The organism is Cognatiluteimonas sedimenti (genome assembly GCF_022808325.1).
In the GTDB taxonomy this organism is placed as follows: domain Bacteria; phylum Pseudomonadota; class Gammaproteobacteria; order Xanthomonadales; family Xanthomonadaceae; genus Cognatiluteimonas; species Cognatiluteimonas sedimenti.
Map to the genome: position 1 here is coordinate 596265 of NZ_JALGCL010000001.1, position 19193 is coordinate 615457.

At 68.8% G+C, this 19193-nt stretch carries 13 protein-coding genes; 4 read left to right on the forward strand and 9 right to left on the reverse strand.

Annotated elements, in window-relative coordinates; translation table 11 throughout:
* The 4 genes from MQC88_RS02860 to MQC88_RS02875 form a co-directional block, all read right to left on the reverse strand.
* A complete protein-coding gene (locus tag MQC88_RS02860; RefSeq protein ID WP_243319059.1) occupies positions 1-1242 on the reverse strand; it encodes a cyclic di-GMP phosphodiesterase in 1242 nt (413 codons plus the stop codon).
* Between the two features lie 91 nt (positions 1243-1333).
* Positions 1334-2125: an NAD kinase gene (locus tag MQC88_RS02865; RefSeq protein WP_243319061.1), complete on the reverse strand. Its 792-nt coding sequence runs from the start codon at positions 2123-2125 to the stop codon at positions 1334-1336.
* Positions 2126-2391: 266 nt separating this feature from the next.
* Positions 2392-7407, reverse strand: coding sequence for an NAD-glutamate dehydrogenase (locus tag MQC88_RS02870; protein WP_243319063.1), 5016 nt, complete (start codon positions 7405-7407; stop codon positions 2392-2394).
* Between the two features lie 231 nt (positions 7408-7638).
* Positions 7639-8787 (reverse strand): acyl-CoA dehydrogenase family protein, encoded by a 1149-nt coding sequence (locus MQC88_RS02875; RefSeq protein ID WP_243319066.1) that lies wholly within the window; start codon positions 8785-8787, stop codon positions 7639-7641.
* A gap of 220 nt (positions 8788-9007) precedes the next feature.
* On the opposite strand from MQC88_RS02875, the gene MQC88_RS02880 reads away from it, so the two are divergent.
* Genes MQC88_RS02880 through MQC88_RS02895 form a run of 4 tightly spaced genes read left to right on the forward strand, consistent with a single transcriptional unit; the run spans position 9008 to position 14096 of the window.
* Positions 9008-9937: an ArsR/SmtB family transcription factor gene (locus MQC88_RS02880; protein ID WP_243319068.1), complete on the forward strand. Its 930-nt coding sequence runs from the start codon at positions 9008-9010 to the stop codon at positions 9935-9937.
* On the forward strand, positions 9934-11058 hold the full coding sequence (locus MQC88_RS02885) for a homocysteine S-methyltransferase family protein (RefSeq protein ID WP_243319070.1): 1125 nt from the start codon (positions 9934-9936) through the stop codon (positions 11056-11058). Before MQC88_RS02880 ends, MQC88_RS02885 begins: the two co-directional genes overlap by 4 nt.
* The gene (gene metH / locus MQC88_RS02890; protein ID WP_243319072.1) at positions 11055-13745 is read left to right on the forward strand and encodes a methionine synthase; all 2691 of its coding nucleotides are present in this window, start codon (positions 11055-11057) and stop codon (positions 13743-13745) included. Before MQC88_RS02885 ends, metH begins: the two co-directional genes overlap by 4 nt.
* Before the next feature lie 21 nt (positions 13746-13766).
* Positions 13767-14096 (forward strand): hypothetical protein, encoded by a 330-nt coding sequence (locus tag MQC88_RS02895; protein ID WP_243319073.1) that lies wholly within the window; start codon positions 13767-13769, stop codon positions 14094-14096.
* 146 nt (positions 14097-14242) lie between these two features.
* Here MQC88_RS02895 and MQC88_RS02900 read toward each other — a convergent pair whose 3' ends face one another.
* The 5 genes from MQC88_RS02900 to MQC88_RS02920 form a co-directional block, all read right to left on the reverse strand.
* Complete coding sequence (locus tag MQC88_RS02900; protein ID WP_243319075.1) at positions 14243-15952, reverse strand: hypothetical protein; 1710 nt, start codon at positions 15950-15952, stop codon at positions 14243-14245.
* 69 nt (positions 15953-16021) lie between these two features.
* Positions 16022-16666: a DUF2058 domain-containing protein gene (locus tag MQC88_RS02905; RefSeq protein WP_243319077.1), complete on the reverse strand. Its 645-nt coding sequence runs from the start codon at positions 16664-16666 to the stop codon at positions 16022-16024.
* Between the two features lie 6 nt (positions 16667-16672).
* Positions 16673-16891, reverse strand: a complete 219-nt coding sequence (locus tag MQC88_RS02910) for a SlyX family protein (RefSeq protein WP_243319078.1) — start codon at positions 16889-16891, stop codon at positions 16673-16675.
* Positions 16891-18258: a UDP-glucose dehydrogenase family protein gene (locus MQC88_RS02915; RefSeq protein WP_243319081.1), complete on the reverse strand. Its 1368-nt coding sequence runs from the start codon at positions 18256-18258 to the stop codon at positions 16891-16893. Before MQC88_RS02915 ends, MQC88_RS02910 begins: the two co-directional genes overlap by 1 nt.
* A gap of 84 nt (positions 18259-18342) precedes the next feature.
* Positions 18343-19131 (reverse strand): FKBP-type peptidyl-prolyl cis-trans isomerase, encoded by a 789-nt coding sequence (locus tag MQC88_RS02920; protein WP_243319083.1) that lies wholly within the window; start codon positions 19129-19131, stop codon positions 18343-18345.
* Positions 19132-19193 lie beyond the last annotated feature (62 nt).

Sequence of the window (19193 nt, forward strand, 5' to 3'; positions counted from 1 at the left end):
CTAGGCCAGGAACAGTTCGACCGGGTCCAGGCCGTACGCGCCGATCGGCAACCCGCGTTTCACCACCAGCGGCGAGCCGTGTTCGTCGAACTCTACCTCGCCCAGGTCCACTTCGTGGAACTGCTTGAGCGGTGACTTGTCCACGTCCAGCAACATCATCACCCGCGGCCGCAGGCGCTTGAGGCTGTGGACGTCGGTGATCACCGCCACCTGGCCATTGGACAGTTCCACCAGGGTGCCGGTGGGATAGATCCCGCAGTTCTGGATGAACTGCTCCACCAGTTCCGCCTGGAACAGCTTGCCGCGCTGCTGGTACAGCTCGTTGACGGCCTCGTGCGGCGAGCGGTTCTGCGCGTACGGGCGCACGCTGGTCATGGCGTCGTAGCTGTCGACCACGCCGACGATGCGGCCGAAGATCGGGATCTGGTTGCCCACCAACCCCTCCGGGTAGCCGCTGCCGTCGTGGCGCTCGTGGTGCGTGGCGACGATTTCGGCAATCCGTGGCGGCAGCCCCGGGGTCATTTCCAGGATCTCCAGGCCGTGGCGGACGTGCGCGCGCACCTGCTGCATTTCGCCTTCGGCCAGGGGTCCCGGCCTGGACAGCAGTTCCCCGGCCAGCCGTACCCTGCCGACGTCGCACAGCAGGCCACCCAGGCTGAGAACCTGCAGTTCGTCGCGCTCCAGCCCGAGGTGGCGGCCGAAACTGGCCGCCCAGATCGCGCAACCCAGGGCGTGCTGGTAGGCGTAGTTGTCGCGGCGTTTCATCTCCTTGAGCCAGACGAAGGCCGTCGGATTGCGCAGGATCGAATCGATCATCGCATCGACGCCGTCCTTGAGCCTGTCCAGGTTCAGGTGCCTGCCTGCCTGCATGTCCTCCATGACCTCGGAGATGCTGCCTTCAAGCACCGCGTGCACGTGCTCGGCTTCCTGCAGTTCGGCCTTGAACTCGCTGCGGATCGTCCAGTCGGTCTTGCGCAACTGCTCGAATTCGCCCTGGACCGGCGCGCGCGGGCCGTCGGCCTCGAAGACGAGGTAGCGCGGGTCCGGGGCGACGCCGCGAAGCGTGTCGACCCAGACGTGGCTGCAGATGCGGCGCAGCCTGGCGATCGCATCATCGGAATCGATCGCAACGCCGTGCAACGGGAACGGCGTTTCCAGCCAGGGCCGATCAAGGCGACTGACGTACATGCCCAGGGCAAGCCCCTGGACGCTGATCCTCATCTCGTGGGAACTGGTATCCATGCGAACCACAGAGCCCTCCCCGAGCTCCAGCCTTGCCGACGTTAACACGCAAAGCGGCGCCGCACCGGGACAGGCCACCGCGGCCTCGCGATCAGGCCACGAACTGTTCGCTGAGGATCCGTTCCTCGAGGTTGTGCTCCGGATCGAACAGCAGGGTCACGGTCCGGTCACGGGATTCGCGGATGGTGACCTCGACCACGTCGCGGACCTCGTGCGAATCGGCAGTGGCGCTGACCGGGCGCTTGTACGGATCCAGCACGCGGAAGCGCACCTCGGTGCCGGACTTCAGCAGCGCGCCGCGCCAACGCCGCGGCCGGAACGCCGCGATCGGCGTCAACGCGATCACGCTGGAACCCAGCGGCAGGATCGGCCCGTGCGCGGAGTAGTTGTAGGCGGTGCTGCCGGCCGGGGTGGCGACCATGACCCCGTCGCAGACCAGTTCGTCGAGCCGCGGCTTGTCGTTGAGGTCGATGGCCAGGTGCGCGGCCTGGCGCGTCTGCCGGAGCAAGGACACCTCGTTGTAGGCAAGCGAGCCGGTGCTGGTGCCCGATTCGGTCAACGCCAGCATTTCCAGCGGCCGCAGCACGGCCGGCTCGGCGGCATGCAGGCGCTCGAGCAGAGCATCCTCGCGGTAGTGGTTCATCAGGAAGCCGACCGCGCCGAGCTTCATCCCGTACACCGGCTTGCCGAGCGCGCCATGGCGATGCAGGGTCTGCAGCATGAAACCGTCGCCGCCGAGCGCGACGAGCACGTCGGCGTCCTCGGGCGTGGCCTGGCCGTGCGCGCGTTCCAGCGATTCCAGCGCGGCTTTGGCACCCTCGGCATTGCTGGCGAGGAAGGCGATGCGTGGCTGGGCGGGAAGGCTCTGCGCTGGCTGGCTCATGGAGGCGGGCGCTCGGTGGCACGGGTTCGCCGAGGATAACCCGGGATTCCGCGCGACCCGGTCACGCGCCCTTTTGCCCGCGCGACGCGCTTTCGCGAGGGCGCATCCCCGCCCTGGTTCGCTGCGCGAACCGGTCCCTCTCCCCGCAAGCGGGGCGAGGGTTTCATTTCGTTCCCTTGTCGGCGCGAGCGCGGCCATGCCCGTTCCTTCTCCCCGCTTGCGGGGAGAAGGTGCCGGGGCGGACGAGGGGCCGATGCGCCGCCGGGTCAGCCGCGCGAGGCCAGCTGCGACAGCCGCTGCACCGCGACCGAAGCGGTCGGGTAATCCATCGACTTCTGCGCCGCCAGTTCGTTGAGCATCGCCAGCGTGAAACGCAGCGAGGCATCGTCGCGCTGCAGCCACTGCGCGACCTTGGCGTCGGCGGTGGCGCCGGGCATCGCCAGCACCTGCGCGACCAGCGCCCGCTGCTGCGCCGCCAGTTCGTCGCGCAGTACGCCACGCGCCACCGCATGCCAGCGGCCGTCGACGACCAGCGCGTCGATCTGCTGTTGCAGCCACGGCAGGTTGAGCGCGTCGCCGAGGCGGAAATGCACCTTGGCGACCTCGATCGGGCGCAGCCTGCGCTCGCGCGCCAGCTCGATGATGTCGCAGCACGGCTCCAGGTAAGGCAGCGCCGCCAGCTGGCCACCGAGGTCGGCCGGCATGCCCTTGGCCTTCCAGTCGCGGATGCTGGCTTCGTACGCCGGGCGCTGCGAGTCCGGCAGGATGTGCTCGCCGGCGCGGATGTCCTTGAAGCCGTCGTGGTAGCGCTCGACCGCCGTGGTGATGTCCGGGATCGCGCCGGGGCGCGACAGCAGCCAGCGGGTGAAGGAACGCTGCAGCGTCCAGATCACCTGCAACGCATCGACCTGCGCCGATTCATGCACCTTGCCGTCGAGCGCGTCGATCTGCGCCCACAGCGTGCGTGCTTCCAGCGTCTCGCGGGTGATGGTGAAGGCCTTGGCGACCTCGCCCGGACTGCGGCCGCTGTCTTCCTGCATCCGCAGCAGGAAGGTCGCGCCCATGCGATTGATGGTCGAGTTGGTGACCGCCGTGGCGATGATCTCGCGCTTCAGCCGGTGCTGCTCCATCGCCTTGGCATACTTCTTCTGCAGCGGCTCCGGGAAGTAGCGCACCAGTTCCTTCGACAGGTACGGATCTTCGGGCACGTCGGAATCGAGCATCTGCTGGAACGCGACCAGCTTGGAGTACGACAGCAGCACCGCCAGTTCCGGCCGGGTCAGGCCCAGGCCGCGCGCCTTGCGCTCGGCGATCTCGGCATCCGACGGCAGGAATTCGATCTGCCGGTCGAGCAGGCCCTGCGACTCCAGCGTGCGGATGAAATGCTGCTTGGAGCCCAGCCGGGTCAGGCTCATCCGTTCCATCAGGCTGATCGCCTGGTTCTGGCGGTAGTTGTCGGTCAGCACGAGTTCGCCGACCTCGTCGGTCATTGACGCCAGCAGCTTGTTGCGGTCGTCGAGCTTGAGCTTCTTCGCCTGCACCTGGCCGTTGAGCAGGATCTTGATGTTGACTTCGTGGTCGGAAGTGTCCACGCCGGCGGAGTTGTCGATGAAATCCGTGTTCAGCAGGACGCCGTTGAGCGCGGCCTCGATCCGGCCGAGCTGGGTCATGCCCAGGTTGCCGCCCTCGCCCACCACCTTGCAGCGCAGGTCGCCGCCATTCACGCGCAGCGCGTTGTTGGCGCGGTCGCCGACGTCGGCGTTGCTTTCGCTGGCGGCCTTGACGTAGGTGCCGATGCCGCCGTTCCAGAGCAGGTCGACCGGCGACTTCAGGATCGCGGCCATCAGTTCGGCCGGGGTCATCGAGGCGACCTCGGGGTCGATGCCCAGCGCGGCCTTCACCTGCGCCGTCAGCGCGATCGACTTGGCGCTGCGCGGGTGGATCCCTCCGCCCTTGCTGAGCAGCTTGGCGTCGTAGTCCGCCCACGAGGAGCGCGGCAGCTTGAACAGGCGCTGGCGTTCCTTGAAGCTCGCCGCCGCGTCCGGTTCGGGATCCAGGAAGATGTGGCGGTGGTCGAACGCGGCCACCAGGCGGATGTGCTTCGACAGCAGCATGCCGTTGCCGAACACGTCGCCGGACATGTCGCCGACGCCGACCGCGGTGAAGTCTTCCTTCTGCGAATTGCGCCCGAGCGCGCGGAAGTGGCGCTTGACCGACTCCCACGCGCCGCGCGCGGTGATGCCCATGCCCTTGTGGTCGTAACCCACGGAGCCGCCGGAGGCGAACGCGTCGTCGAGCCAGTAGCCGTGCGCCTGGGCGATGCCGTTGGCGATGTCGGAGAAGGTCGCGGTGCCCTTGTCGGCCGCGACCACCAGGTAGGGATCGTCGCCGTCGTGGCGCACCACGTTTTCCGGGTGCACGACCTTGCCGTCGGCGAGGTTGTCGGTGATGTCCAGCAATGCGTTGATGAAGCGCTTATAGCAGGCGACGCCTTCGGCGAACCACGCGTCGCGGTTCTGCGCCGGATCGGGCAGCTGCTTGCAGAAGAACCCGCCCTTGGAACCGACCGGCACGATCACGGTGTTCTTCACCATCTGTGCCTTGACCAGGCCCAGGACCTCGGTGCGGAAGTCCTCGCGCCGGTCCGACCAGCGCAGGCCGCCGCGCGCGACCGGGCCGAAGCGCAGGTGCACGCCTTCCACGCGCGGGCCGCAGACCCAGATCTCGCGGTACGGCCGCGGCTTGGGCAGGTCCGGCACGTGCGCGGAATCGAGCTTGAAGCTGATGTAGTCGGCCGGGCCGCCATCGGCGCGCAGGCCGTCCTTGTAGTCGATGTAGTAGCTGGTGCGCAGGGTCGCGTCGATGCAGCCGATGAAGCCGCGCAGGATGCGGTCCTGGTCGAGGCTCGACACCCGGTCCATCAGCCCGAGCAGGGTCGCGCGGGTGGCCTCGACCTGGCGCTCGCGGCTGCCCTCGCGGGCATCGAGCACCACCTGCAAGGCCGCCAGTGTCGCCGGCTCGTCGCCGACCAGCGCCTGGAACTGGCGCTCCAGCGCCTGCTTGCCCTGCTTGATCGCGGCCTTGGCCTCATTGCCGGTGGCCGGGTCGAAGCGCGCCTCGAACAGTTCCACCAGCAAGCGCGCCAGCAACGGATAGCGGCTGAACGTCTCCTCGACATAGGCCTGCGAGAACGGCACCCCGACCTGCTGCAGGTACTTGCCGTAGGCGCGCAGCATGGCCACCTGGCGCCAGGTGAGGCCGGCGCCGAGGATCAGGCGGTTGAAGCCGTCGTTCTCGGCCTGGCCGCGCCACAGCTGCGCGAATGCTTCCTCGAAGGATTCGTCGATGCTGTCGACGTCCAGGTCCGCGCGCGTGGCCTCGACCTCGAAGTCCTGGATCCAGGCCGTGCCGTCGCCATCCGTGCCCGGCAGTTCGATCCGGTACGGGTGTTCGGTGATCACCCGCAGGCCCATGTTCTCCATCATCGGCAAGGCGTCCGACAGCGGGATGTCGTCGCCGAGGCGGTAGAACTTCAATCGCAGGCCGCCGTCTCCGTGACGGGTGCGGTACAGGCTGATGCGCAGGTCGTCCGGGCCCGACAGCGAAGCCAGGCATTCGACGTCCGCGGCGGCGATCGCCGGCGTGACCTGTTCGATGTAGCCGGCCGGCAGCGCCCGGCCGTAGCGGTTGGCGAGCTTGAGCCCGCGCTCCTCGCCGTGCGCCTTGACCAGCTGGTCGCGAAGGTCGTCCTGCCAGTTGCGCACGATCTCGGCCAGCCTGGCCTCCAGCGCCGGAATGTCGACCTGCGGCGCTTCCCCCGCCCTGGGGCGGATGATGAGGTGCAATTGCGCCAGCGGCGATTCGCCGACCTGCACCGTGGTGTCGACGTTCTCGCCGTGCAACGCGCGCTTGAGCATCCGCTCGATGCGGTGCCGGACCTCGGTGTTGAAGCGGTCTCGCGGGATGTACACCAGCGCCGACCAGAAGCGGCCGTAGCGGTCGCGGCGCAGGAAAAGCTTGCTGCGCACGCGCTCCTGCAGGCCGAGGATGCCGGTGGCCGTGCGCAGCAGTTCCTCCTCGTTGGACTGGAACAGCTCGTCGCGCGGCAGCGTCTCGAGGATGTGGCGCAGGGCCTTGCCGCTGTGGCCGCTGGGCGCCAGGCCGGACTTGCGCATCACGTATTCGTGGCGCTCGCGCACCAGCGGGATCTCCCACGGGCGGCGGTTGTAGGCGCTCGAGGTGTACAGGCCCAGGAAGCGCTGTTCCGCGACCGGCATGCCCTTGGCGTCGAACTTGAGCACGCCGATGTAGTCCATGTAGCCCGGGCGGTGCACGGTCGCGCGGGCATTGGTCTTGGTCAGGATCAGCGCGTCCACCGAACCGGACTGCGGCATGTAGTGCGCGGCCAGCGTCTTGAGGTCGCGGGCCTTGCCCTTTTCCTTGCCGCGCAGCAGGCCCAGCCCCGAGGCTTCGAGCGGGCACAGCAGTTCGCTGCCGCCCTTCTTGACCACGTCGTATTCGCGATAGCCGAGGAAGGTGAAATGGTCGCTTGCGGCCCAGCGCAGGAACTCCTGCGCCTCGGTGCGGCCGGCGTCGGACACCGGCATGCGGCGGGTCGCCAGGTCGTCGGCGACCTGCAGCATCTTGTCGCGCATCGCACGCCAGTCGGCGACGATCGCGCGCACGTCGTCGAGCACGGCGTGGATCGTGGCTTCGATGCCGGGCATTTCCCTGGCGGTCTGGCGGTCGATCTCGAGGTGCATCAGCGACTCGCCCTGCCCCTTGTCGAGCGCGTCATCGCCGACGGCCACCAGCTTGCCGGCCTTGTCGCGCTGGATCGCGACCACCGGATGCCCCAGCACGTGCACGCCGATGCCGCGGTCGGCCAGCGCCATGGTCACCGAATCGACCAGGAACGGCATGTCGTCGTTGGCCACCTGCACCACCGTGTGCGGCGATTCCCAGCCGTGCTGCTCCAGGCTCGCGTTGAACACCCGCACCTCGGCGCTGCCCGGCTTGCGCTTGCGCGCCAGTTCCAGGAAATCGTCGGCCAGTTGGGCCCAGCCTTCGGCGCCATGCTGGGACATTTCATCGGCCGACATGCGCCGGTAGAAGGCACGGGCGAACGCCTCGGCCTGCGCCTGCCGCGCCTTGGGCGCGCGCTTGCGCAGCGCGGCGAGGATCGGATCCAGGGAGACGGCGGCGTCGCCGCTGCCGTGCGCTGCGGCGCGGGAGGTCTTGGCGATGGGGGACTTGCCGGAGGGTTTGGCTGGGGTGCTCATGGAAACGTGATGTCCAGATAGAGAGAGGCCCGCGCTAGCGCACGGGCCATACAGGAGTCAGCGCATCGGTTCTTGTGGACGCGCGTGCACGGTATCCGCAGTGCTGCTGCGGCCGGCGCGGGCGGCGATCTTGCTTGCAATGGGAATGTCGTCGCGGCGATCGCGGCCGCCCTGCGCATGGCAGGCGACGACCCTCCGCAGGAACGGGGAACGCAGCCGGGCGTGCATGGTTCAGCGCAGCCCGGTCTCGTGGCGGGCGATGACCAGGCGCTGGATCTCGCTGGTGCCCTCGTAGATCTCGGTGATCTTGGCGTCGCGGAAATACCGCTCGATCGGCATTTCCTTGGAGTAACCCATGCCGGCGTGGATCTGCACCGCCTGGTGCGCGATCCACATCGCCGCTTCGGAGGCCGTCAGCTTGGCGACCGCGGCCTCGGTGGTGAACTTCTCGCCCTGGCCCTTGAGCCATGCCGCCCGCAGCGTCAGCAGCAGCGACGCGTCGAGCTTGCACTTCATGTCGGCGATCTTGGCCTGGATCATCTGGAACGCGCCGATCGGCTGGCCGAAGGCCTTGCGCTCGCGCACGTATTCCAGGCTCGCCTCGTAGGCAGCACGGGCGATGCCGATGGCCTGGCTGGCGATGCCGATGCGGCCGGCGTCGAGCACGCCCATGGCGATCTTGAAGCCCTGGCCTTCCTCGCCGAGCACCTCGTCGGGCTGCACCACGTAGTCGGCGAATTCGATTTCGCACGTGGCCGACGCGCGGATACCGAGCTTGGGCTCGGTCTTGCCGCGATGGAAGCCTTCGCGGGTGGTGTCGATCAGGAACGCGGTGATGCCGCGGGCGGCCTTTTCCGGATCGGTCATCGCGAACAACACGATGTACTTCGCGACCGGGCCGGAGGTGATCCAGCTCTTCTTGCCGTTGACCACGAAGCCGCCGTCGGCCTGCCTGACGGCGCGGCAGCGCATGGCGGTTGCATCGGATCCCGACTGCGGCTCGGTCAGCGCGAAGGCGCCGATTTCCTTGCCTTCGGCAATCTCGCGCACGTACTTCTGCTTCTGCGCCTCGGTGCCGTGGGTCAGGATGCCGTTGCAGAACAGCGAATTGTTGACCGACATGATGGTGGAATGCGCGGCGTCGGCCGCGGCGATCTCGACCATCGCCAGCACGTAGGCCACCGGGTCCATGCCGGCGCCGCCGTATTCGGCCGGCACCTCGATCCCCATGAGCCCGTTCTCGCCGAGCAGGCGGATGTTGTCGAGCGGGAACTCGCCGGACCTGTCGAAATGCTCGGCGCTGGGCCCGACCTTTTCCTGCGCGATGCGGCGCGCCACGTCCTGGATCATCAACTGCTCTTCGGTGAAACGGAAATCCACGCGGCGCACCTCGGGCGAGACAGGAACGGCAATTGTACCGGCGCGCGCGCAATAACCGAACCCATGCGCGCTGGCCGCGCGCGCCCGGCAGGTGGCGCTGCGGCGGCGGGGAACGGCTGCGGCAACCGGGTTCCGCGGCGCGGCGGCGCGCCGCGTGCTTGACCCCGCGGCGCATCGGGCAGAGACTTATATATCCTTGGATCGCGATGGAAAGATATTGATGGATCTGGAAGGCTGGTCGAACCGGCTCAAGGTCTTCGCCGATGCCACCCGCGTGCGCCTGCTGGCGCTGCTGCAGGGCGAGGAGCTCACCGTCGCCGAGCTGTCCGCGATCACCCTGCTGGCGCAGCCGCGGGTCTCCACGCACCTGGCCCGGCTCAAGGAAGCCGGGCTGGTGCGCGACCGCCGTGCCGGCGTGTCGGCCTACTATCGTTTCGACGACGCCGCGCTGGATCCCGCGCAGCGCGCCCTGTGGCAGTCGATCAGCACCGGCAGCGACGATCCGCTGCTGCGCCAGGACGCCGAGCGCGTGCCCGCCGTGCTCACCACCCGCGCCGCCGACCAGAACTGGGCCGATTCGGTCGCCGGCGACATGGAGCGCCACTACTCGCCGGGCCGGACCTGGGAAGCGCTGGCGCGCTCGGCCTTGCCGTTGCTGGAAACCGGCGACGTGCTCGACATCGCCTCGGGCGATGGCGTGCTGGCGGAACTTCTGGCGCCGCACGCGCAGCGCTATGTCTGCATCGACACCAGCCCGCGGGTGGTGGCCGCGGCGGCGGAACGCCTGCGCCGGTTCACCAACGTGGAAGTGCGCGAAGGCGACATGCACGCCCTGCCCTACGCCGAAGGCAGCTTCGACCTGGTGGTGCTGATGCACGCGCTGACCTATGCGGCCCGGCCCGCGCAGGCGGTCGCCGAAGCCGCGCGCACGCTGCGGCCCGGCGGGCGGCTGCTGCTGTCGAGCCTGGCCAGCCACCAGCACCGCGCGGCGGTGGAAGCCTATGGCCACAGCAACCTCGGCTTCAGCGCCAAGGAGCTGCGGCGGTTCGTTACCCGGGCCGGGCTGCAGGTGACGAGCTGCGAAACCGTCACCCGCGAAAAGCGCCCGCCGCATTTCGAAGTCATCTCGCTGATTGGAGTGAAACCGTGAATCCGCCCGGCAACCTGCCCTGGCTGCAGCCCGCGCGCGTCGCCGCGCTCGAAGCCGCGCTGGCGCGGCGCATCCTGGTGATCGATGGCGCCATGGGCACCATGATCCAGCGCCACGCGCTGCAGGAAGCCGATTACCGCGGCGAGCGCTTCGCCGGGGGTTACGACGCGCTGTTCCTGGACGCATCGCAGGCCGCCGACGGCCATGCCCACGGTGCCGGCTGCGGCTGCCAGGCGCACGACCAGCGCGGCAACAACGATTTGCTGACGCTGACCCGGCCCGACATCATCCGCGGCATCCACGACGCCTACCTGGCCGCCGGGGCCGACCTGGTCGAGACCAACACCTTCAATTCCACCAGCATCTCGCTGGCCGACTACCACCTGCAGCACCTGGTGCGCGAACTGAACCGCGAGGGCGCGAGGATCGCCCGCGCCGCCTGCGACGCCGCCGAAACAGGGACGCCCGACCGGCCGCGTTTCGTGGTCGGCGTGCTTGGCCCCACCAGCCGCACCGCCTCGCTGAGCCCGGACGTCAACCGCCCGGGTTTCCGCGCGACCTCGTTCGACGAACTCGCGGCGGCCTATCGCGAAGCGACCGCCGGCCTGATCGAGGGCGGCGCCGACGTGATCATGGTCGAAACCATCTTCGACACCCTCAACGCCAAGGCGGCGCTGTTCGCTATCGACGATGCCTTCGCGGCCGCCGGCGGGCACCTGCCGGTGCTGATCTCCGGCACCATCACCGATGCGTCCGGGCGCACGCTCTCGGGACAGACCGCCGAAGCGTTCTGGTATTCGTTGCGGCACGCGCGGCCATTGTCGATCGGCCTCAACTGCGCGCTGGGCGCTAAGGACCTGCGCGCGCACATCGACGTCCTCGCCCAGGTCGCCGACGTCCACGTCAGTGCCCATCCCAACGCCGGCTTGCCCAACGCCTTCGGCGGCTACGACGAGACGCCGGAAGACATGGCGCGCGACCTCCGGGAATTCGCCGAAGCCGGCCTGCTGAACCTCGTCGGCGGTTGCTGCGGGACCACGCCGGAACACATCGCCGCGATCACCGAAGCCGTGCGCGGCCTGCCGCCGCGCGTGCTGCCACGGCTGGAGGCCGCGGCATGAACGATGCCGCAGCGCCGGTGCTCGCGCGCCAGACCCGGCTCAGCGGCCTGGAGCCGCTCCAGATCACCCGCGAATCCAACTTCGTCAACGTCGGCGAACGCACCAACGTCACCGGCTCCAGGCAGTTCAAGAAGCTGATCCTGGAGAACCGCTACGACGAGGCGGTGGCGGTGGCCCGGCAGCAGGTCGAAAGCGGTGCCCAGGTGCTCGACGTCAACATGGACGAGGGCATGCTCGATTCGGAAAAGGCGATGGTGGAGTTCCTGCACCTGATCGCCGCCGAACCGGACATCGCCCGCGTTCCGGTGATGGTCGATTCCTCCAGGTTCAGCGTGATCGAGGCGGGACTCAAGTGCCTGCAGGGCAAGGGCATCGTCAACTCGATTTCGATGAAGGAAGGCGAGGAGGAATTCCTGCGCCAGGCGCGGCTGGTGCGCCGCTACGGCGCCGCGGTGGTGGTCATGGCCTTCGACGAACAGGGCCAGGCCGACACCGCGCAGAGAAAGGTCGGGATCTGCGCCCGCGCCTACGGGCTGCTGACCGATGTCGGGTTCCCGCCCGAGGACATCATCTTCGACCCGAACGTGTTCGCGATCGCAACCGGCATCGAGGAGCACGACAACTACGCGGTCGACTTCATCCAGGCCGCGGCGGAGCTGAGGAAGCGTTTTCCCTTCTGCCACATCTCCGGCGGCGTTTCGAACGTGTCGTTCTCCTTCCGCGGCAACGAGCCGGTGCGGCAGGCGATCCACGTCGTGTTCCTGTACCACGCGATCATGGCGGGCATGGACATGGGCATCGTCAACGCCGGCGCCCTGCCGCTGTACGACGACCTCGACCCCGAACTGCGCGAGCGGGTCGAGGACGTGGTCCTCAACCGTCGCGCCGACGGCACCGAGCGCCTGCTGGAGATCGCCGACCGCTACAAGGGGAAAAAGGGCGAGAAGAAGGTCGAGGACCTGGCCTGGCGCGATGCGCCGGTCGCCCAGCGCCTGAGCCACTCGCTGGTGCACGGCATCGACCAGTACGTGGTCGAGGACACCGAGGAAGCGCGCAGCATGGCCAAGCGTCCGCTCGACGTGATCGAGGGGCCGCTGATGGACGGCATGAACGTGGTCGGCGACCTGTTCGGCGCCGGCAAGATGTTCCTGCCGCAGGTGGTGAAGTCGGCGCGGGTGATGAAGAAGGCGGTGGCCCACCTGTTGCCGTACATCGAGGCCGAGAAGCTGCGCACGGGCGATGCCGGCAAGTCCAACGGCAAGATCGTGATGGCCACGGTCAAGGGGGACGTCCACGACATCGGCAAGAACATCGTCGGCGTGGTGCTGGCCTGCAACAACTTCGAGGTCATCGACCTCGGGGTGATGGTACCGGCGCAGGTGATCCTCGACACCGCGCGTGCCGAGAACGCCGACATGATCGGGGTCTCCGGGCTGATCACGCCCTCGCTGGAGGAGATGGGCCACGTCGCGAAGGAGATGCAGCGCCAGGGCTTCACCATCCCGCTGCTGATCGGCGGCGCCACCACCTCGCGCGCGCACACCGCGCTGAAGATCGACCCGCACTACAAGTCGGCGACGGTCTGGGTGAAGGATGCGTCGCGCGCGGTCAACGTGGCGCAGTCGCTGATCTCGGCGGAGCAACGCGATGCCTTCGTCGCCGCCAACGAATCCGACTATGCCGAGATCCGCGAGCGCCATCGCAAGCGCGATGGCGGCAAGCGGCTGGTCTCGCTGGAACATGCCCGCGGCCAGCGTTTCGACGGCGACTGGGCGAACTACGCACCGCCCGCGCCGCGCCAGCCAGGTCTCACCGTGTTCGACGACTACCCGCTGGCCGACCTGGTCGAGCTGATCGACTGGGGCCCGTTCTTCAATGCCTGGGAACTGGCCGGCAGGTACCCCGCGATCCTCGACGATGCGGTGGTCGGCGCGCAGGCCCGGGAACTGTTCGCCGACGCCAGGGCCATGCTGCAGCGGATCGTCGACGGGAAGTGGCTGCGCGCGCGCGCGGTGGTCGGCCTGTGGCCGGCAAACAGCGTCGGCGACGACGTGCTGCTGGAAGACGGCACCGCCCTGCACTTCCTGCGGCAGCAGGCGGACAAGCCGGCGGAGCGCCCCGACTTCTGCCTCGCCGACTTCATCGCGCCGCGCGACAGCGGGCGGCAGGACTGGATCGGCGGCTTCGCGGTCACCGCGGGCCTGGGGATCGAGCCGCACATCGCCCGTTTCCAGGCCGACCACGACGACTACAACGCGATCCTGCTCAAGACGCTCGCCGACCGCCTCGCCGAAACCCTGGCCGAACGCATCCACCAGCGCGTGCGCAAGGAACTGTGGGGGTTTGCCGCCGACGAGGCGTTGGGGACCGACGCGCTGATCGCCGAGCAATACCGTGGCATCCGCCCGGCCCCGGGCTATCCGGCCTGCCCCGAACACAGCGAAAAACAGACCCTGTTCCGGCTGCTCGACGCCACCGCCAGCACCGGCATCACCCTGACCGACCATTTCGCGATGTACCCGGCGGCGTCGGTGTCCGGCTACTACTTCAGCCACCCGGGCAGCCAGTACTTCGTCGTCGGCCGGGTATCCAGGGATCAAGTCGCCGACTACGCCAGGCGCAAGGGGATCGCGCTGCAACAGGCCGAACGACTGCTGGCCTCCAACCTCGATTACGATCCGGAGTAAGCGCGCACCACGGAGCACGCCATGCAAATCCTGATCCAGGCAATCTGCACCAAGGGCCGCAGCCTGCGCGAGGCGATCGCCAGCGACGCCCGCATCGGCCGCCACGACCTCGAGGTGGTACAGCAGAAGCGCCCCGGCCGCCCACGCGGCTGGGCCAAGTTGAAGAGCACCCTCCCGGACCGCCACGGCGCGATCAACCTGGAGTGGGACGCCAACACCAGCGTGCTGATCAGCCGCGTGGTGACGCGCGGCAAGGGCCGGCCCAACCTGATCGTCGGCGATTACATCGACTACCTGCTCGCCCGCCACGCGCGGAGGATCCAGGCGATCAACGTGATCCCGCGCGACTGAGCCGCAAGCCCTGCGCCCCCAGCTCGACTTGTTGTGGGAGCGGCTTCAGCCGCGAGCTCCTGGTGTCGAGTGCAAAAGCTCGCGGCTGAAGCCGCTCCCACAAGCTCCGTTTCAGAAGGGAGATTTGGCGATGCCGCCCGGCGCCGCTAGGGCCGCCCGTGCTCGATCGGCCGGTCGCGATGCATCAATGCCCATTCGGCGTGTTCCTCCAGCGCGGCCTCGCCCAGCGCGCGCAGGATCTCGCGCCGCTCGCGCATCCCGGGGGCGGCGTCCAGTGCCGCGCGCGCGTTGCGGTAGATCCGGTGCATGAAGCGGTATTGCTTGACCAGCTCCTTGTCGGCCTTGCGATAGGCATAGGCTTCGCGCACGGCGGCGACCAGCGACAGTGCGCCCATCGTGGTCACCAGCAGGTTGCGCGCGGCATCCTCGAGGCCGCCATGGAACAGCGCCAGGAACAGGCTGATGCCGATACCGGCCCACAGGCAGGCCGCGCCGAGCGCCTGCGTGCGCAGGTGGTGGCGCGCGCGCAATGCCGCCTTGCGCTCGTAGTAGGCCAGTTGCCCCGATTGCCCGGGCCGCCCGACCCAGTCCTCGATCACGTCGTCGAGCGCGCGCTGCGGGTCGTCGATGCGCGGCAACGGCAGCAGCCCGACCTGGCGCATGACGTTGCGGATCCAGCCCAGCTCCACGTCCTGCTTCTGCATGAAGTTGTCGTGCGCGAACTCGGGGTCGCCCGTCATCGACAGGCCCGCCCGGCGCCAGAACGCCTGCACCCGCAGCCCTTCGGCCAGCGCGCGGTAGTCGATGTACTTGCGGTGCCAGTCGCGATGCCGGGCCAGCAACGCGATTGCGAGGCCGACGACGAAGAATGCGAGGAACACCCACAGCATCCAGTCCGGTGCGCCGAGGTCGGAATACAGCAGGAACGCCAGGCCCATCAACACCGCGAGCCCGTGGATCGCGCGCATCGCCGCGGTGGTGCGACGCTGGTACCGCACCGCCATCGCGTCGACCAGCAACGCCTGGGCCTGCGCCGGGTCGCCGGGCGGCATCGCATCGCCGCCCGCGGCGGCGTGATTCAGGCGGTCGCGCTCGAACACCTGCATGCGCTCGAAGATCCGGCGGTAGTCCGGCGGCATGCCCGCCGCCAGCGGCCGCTGGCCGGCACTGGTGAGCCAGCGTGGCTGCCCATCCAATCCCGGCGGCGCGTGCTGCGACGCGCGCTGCACCGGAAGGTGCAGCACAAGGCTGTCGTCGTCGCCCGATAGCATCTGCCGCAGGTTGTCGCTGGCCCGGCGCGCGCCCGGCAGCGGGCCGCCCAGGTAATAGCGCACGATCTGCGCGGTGCCGCCTACGCCGCCCTCGTCCGAGCCGTCCCACAGTGCGAACAGCACGTGGCAGTGGCTGGCCACGTACAACCCCGCCAGCAGGTATTGGCGGTCGCGCAGCGCGCCCGGCACGTGCAAGGCCTCGATGCCGCCGGCTCCCTCGGGCAGCGGCAGCGCCACCACTTGGGCCTGCTCGAGCAGGCGTTCGAACTGCGCGCGCGACTGCGCGGTCGCGAAATCCTGCGCATACATCCGCGCCGGCAACGGCAATGGCACGACCAGGCGCGCGCCCTGTTCGAGTCCGGCCTCCGCGACCAGGCGGTCGCCGCCTTCGGCCAGCGGGGACAGCACGACCGGCTGCAGCTCCGGGAAGCGCTCGCGCAGCCCGGCGAAGGCATCGCGCAGTTGCCGCCGCAGTGCGGGCAACTGCGCGGGCGCGAGGTCACGATGGCTGGTGACGCCGACCACCAGCGCGGTGGCGGGCGCCGCATGCCCGGTCCGCGCGCCGCCATGGGGGCCTGGCTGCATTCGTCGGCGACCGCGACGGCGCGGATCGCGCCGTCAGGTCAAACGCGGGCCTGATGCTGCTGCGGCCAGCTACCAGACCAGGTCGTCGGGCACCTGGAACCGCGGATCGGCGTAGGGATCGTCCTGCACTGGCGCGGCAGCGTCGACCTTGAGCGCGACCGCCGCTGCGAAGATCGCCTCGGCCTGCGCCAGCAACGCGGCTTCGACCAGCAGGTAGCGGCCGTCGAGCTGGACCACGCCCAGCTCGCCCGCGTTGAGCGCCTTCAGTTGCGCCTCGTTGACATGGATCCGCTTGATCTTGCCACCGTAGTCGAAGTGGCGCGCGATCTCGGCGGCAGGGTCGTTCAGCGCCTTGCCATCGAGCAGCGCGGCGAGCCTGGCCTTGGCTTCGCGGCGCTGCCGCGCCTGTTCCTGCTTCAGGCGTTCGGCCTCGATGCGGTCGTCCTTTTCCTTCTGCGCACGGATCGCATAGGCCTTGGCAAGGTCGATGTCCTCGCGCGTTCCACGCTTGCCATGGTGGGGCGGACGTGGCTTTTCGTGCCGGCGCGGCGCGCCCGGCGCGGGTTTGCGCGGGTGTTCCGCCGCGCGCGTGCCGGCGCCGGGCCGCGGCCTGTTCGCGGACTTGCGCGCAGGGTCCTGGACGGGCTTGCGCTCGGGCCTGGCCGGCGGCTTGAAGCCCAGGCCAAGCAACTGGTCTCGAAGGGAATCGCTCATGCTCGGTCAGTAATGTGGCGGCGGCGGCTCGCTCGCCGGATCGGCGAAGAAATCGCCGCGCGACTGCTTGAGGTCGTCGAGCGCGCGCCGCAACAGCTCGGCGTTGCGCGCGGTCTCGATGCGCGAAGCGGCAAGCGCATCCCCGAGTTCGGCCAGCGCATGCTCCTGGAACGCGAGCCGCGTTTCCAGTTCGGTGAGCCTGGCTTCCAGCGTTGCTGCGTCCATCAGCCCCCCGCGCTCCCTTCGGGCAGGATCGAGCGCCCGCGACCGATGCCGTAATAGGCCAGGCCCGCGGCCTCGACCTCGGCCGGGTCGTACAGGTTGCGGCCGTCGAACACCACGGCATCGCCCAGCGCGGCATGCAGGGCGGCGAAATCCGGGCTGCGGAACTGCTTCCATTCGGTCACCACGATCAGCGCATCGGCGCCTTCCAGCGCGGCGCCGGCGGAATCGCACAGCACCAGGTCGGGACGCTCGCCGAACACGCGCGCGGCCTCGTGGCGCGCCTCCGGGTCGTACGCGCGCACCCTGGCGCCGGCGTCCCACAACTGCTGCAGCAGCCGCCGGCTGGAGGCTTCGCGCATGTCGTCGGTATCCGGCTTGAATGCCAGCCCCCAGACCGCGAATGTCCTGCCACGCACGCCCTCGTCCTCGCCGGCGTCGTAGTGGCGCTGCACCAGTTCGAACAGGTGGCCCTTCTGCGCGTCGTTGACCGCCTCCACCGCGTTGAGCAGCCTGGCTTCGTAGTCGTGCTGCTGCGCGGTCTTCGCCAGCGCCTGCACGTCCTTGGGGAAGCAGGATCCGCCGTAACCCGCGCCGGGGTAGATGAAATGCCAGCCGATGCGCGGATCCGAGCCGATGCCGTGGCGCACCATCTCGATGTCGGCACCGACCTTTTCCGCGATGTTGGCGATCTCGTTCATGAAGCTGATCTTCGTCGCCAGCATCGCGTTGGCCGCGTACTTGGTCAGCTCGGCCGAACGCACGTCCATCGCGACGATACGGTCGTGATTGCGGTTGAACGGCGCGTACAGGCGCCTGAGTTTTTCCACCGCGGCCGGATTGTCGGCGCCGATCACGATCCGGTCCGGGCGCATGCAGTCCTCGACCGCGGCGCCTTCCTTGAGGAATTCCGGGTTGGAGACCACGTCGAAGGCGATGTCGGCGCCGCGTTCGGCGAGCGTGGTCGCGATCGTGGTGCGGACCTTGTCGGCGGTGCCCACCGGCACGGTCGACTTGTCGACCACCACCACCGGCCGCGCGAGGTGCTGGCCGATGGTGCGCGCCACCGCCAGCACGTATTGCAGGTCGGCGCTGCCGTCATCGTCCGGTGGCGTGCCCACGGCGATGAACACGACATCGCCATGCGCGACCGCGCGTGCGGCGTCGGTGGTGAAATGCAGGCGGCCGGCGGCGTGGTTGGCCTTGACCATCGGCGCCAGCCCCGGCTCGTAGATCGGAACCACGCCGCGCGCGAGGCCATCGACCTTGGCCGCGTCGATGTCGACGCAGACCACGTCGTGCCCGACTTCGGCCAGGCAAGTACCCGTGACCAGGCCGACATAACCGGTACCGAAGATGGTGACGCGCATCCGAATCCCTTGTCCGTCGAATCGATCCCGCAAAAAAGACGACGCCGGCGGCACTACGCCGCCGGCGCCATGCCCGCGCGAAGTTTACTTCGCCGCTGGCTTCACGATGTCGAGCAGCTCGACCTCGAACACCAGCGTGGCGTTGGGCGGGATCGGGCCGCCCGGCGTGCCCTTGTCGCCGTAACCCAGCTTGGCCGGGATCCAGAACGTGTACTTGCTCCCGACCAGCATCAGCGCAATGCCTTCCTGCCAGCCCGGCACCACCTGCTGCAGCGGGATCTCCGCCGGGCCGCCATGGGTGGCCGAATCGTCGAACACCTTGCCGTCGAGCAGCGAACCCTTGTAGTTGACGCGGACCGTGTCGGTCGGCTTCGGCCTGGCACCCTCGCCGGCCTTGACCACCTGGTACTGCAGGCCCGAATCGGTGGTCTTGACCCCGGGCTTCTTGGCGTTCTCGGCCAGGAACTTGTCCCCGGCCTCGGCGTTCTGCTTGGCGTCCGCAAGCATCTTGGCGATCTGCTTGGCCTGCATCTTCTCGCCGAAAGCCTGGCTGATCTTCTGCGCCTGCTCGTCGGTCAGCAGCAGCTTGTCGCCGGCCAGCGAGCTCTTGATGGCCCTGGAAATGACGTCGACATTGACTTCGTCCTTGACCGGATCGAGTTGCTTGCCCAGCGCCATGCCGATCATGTAGCTGACCTGTTCCTTGTCGGTGGCCAAGCCGGGGATCGTTTCGGCCGCCTTGTCGCCAGGCTTGGCCTCGGCGGCGGTATCGGCCTTGGCGGCCTTGTCGCCGGGCTTGTCGCAGCCGGCGGCGAACACCGCCAGCGTGGTCAGGCTGAGCACGGTCAGGGGGATACGCAGGGAAGATCGCATTCGCAGCACTCCATGGGGCGCGCCGATGGCCGGCGCTACTTCGGGGGAAAGATCACGTCACT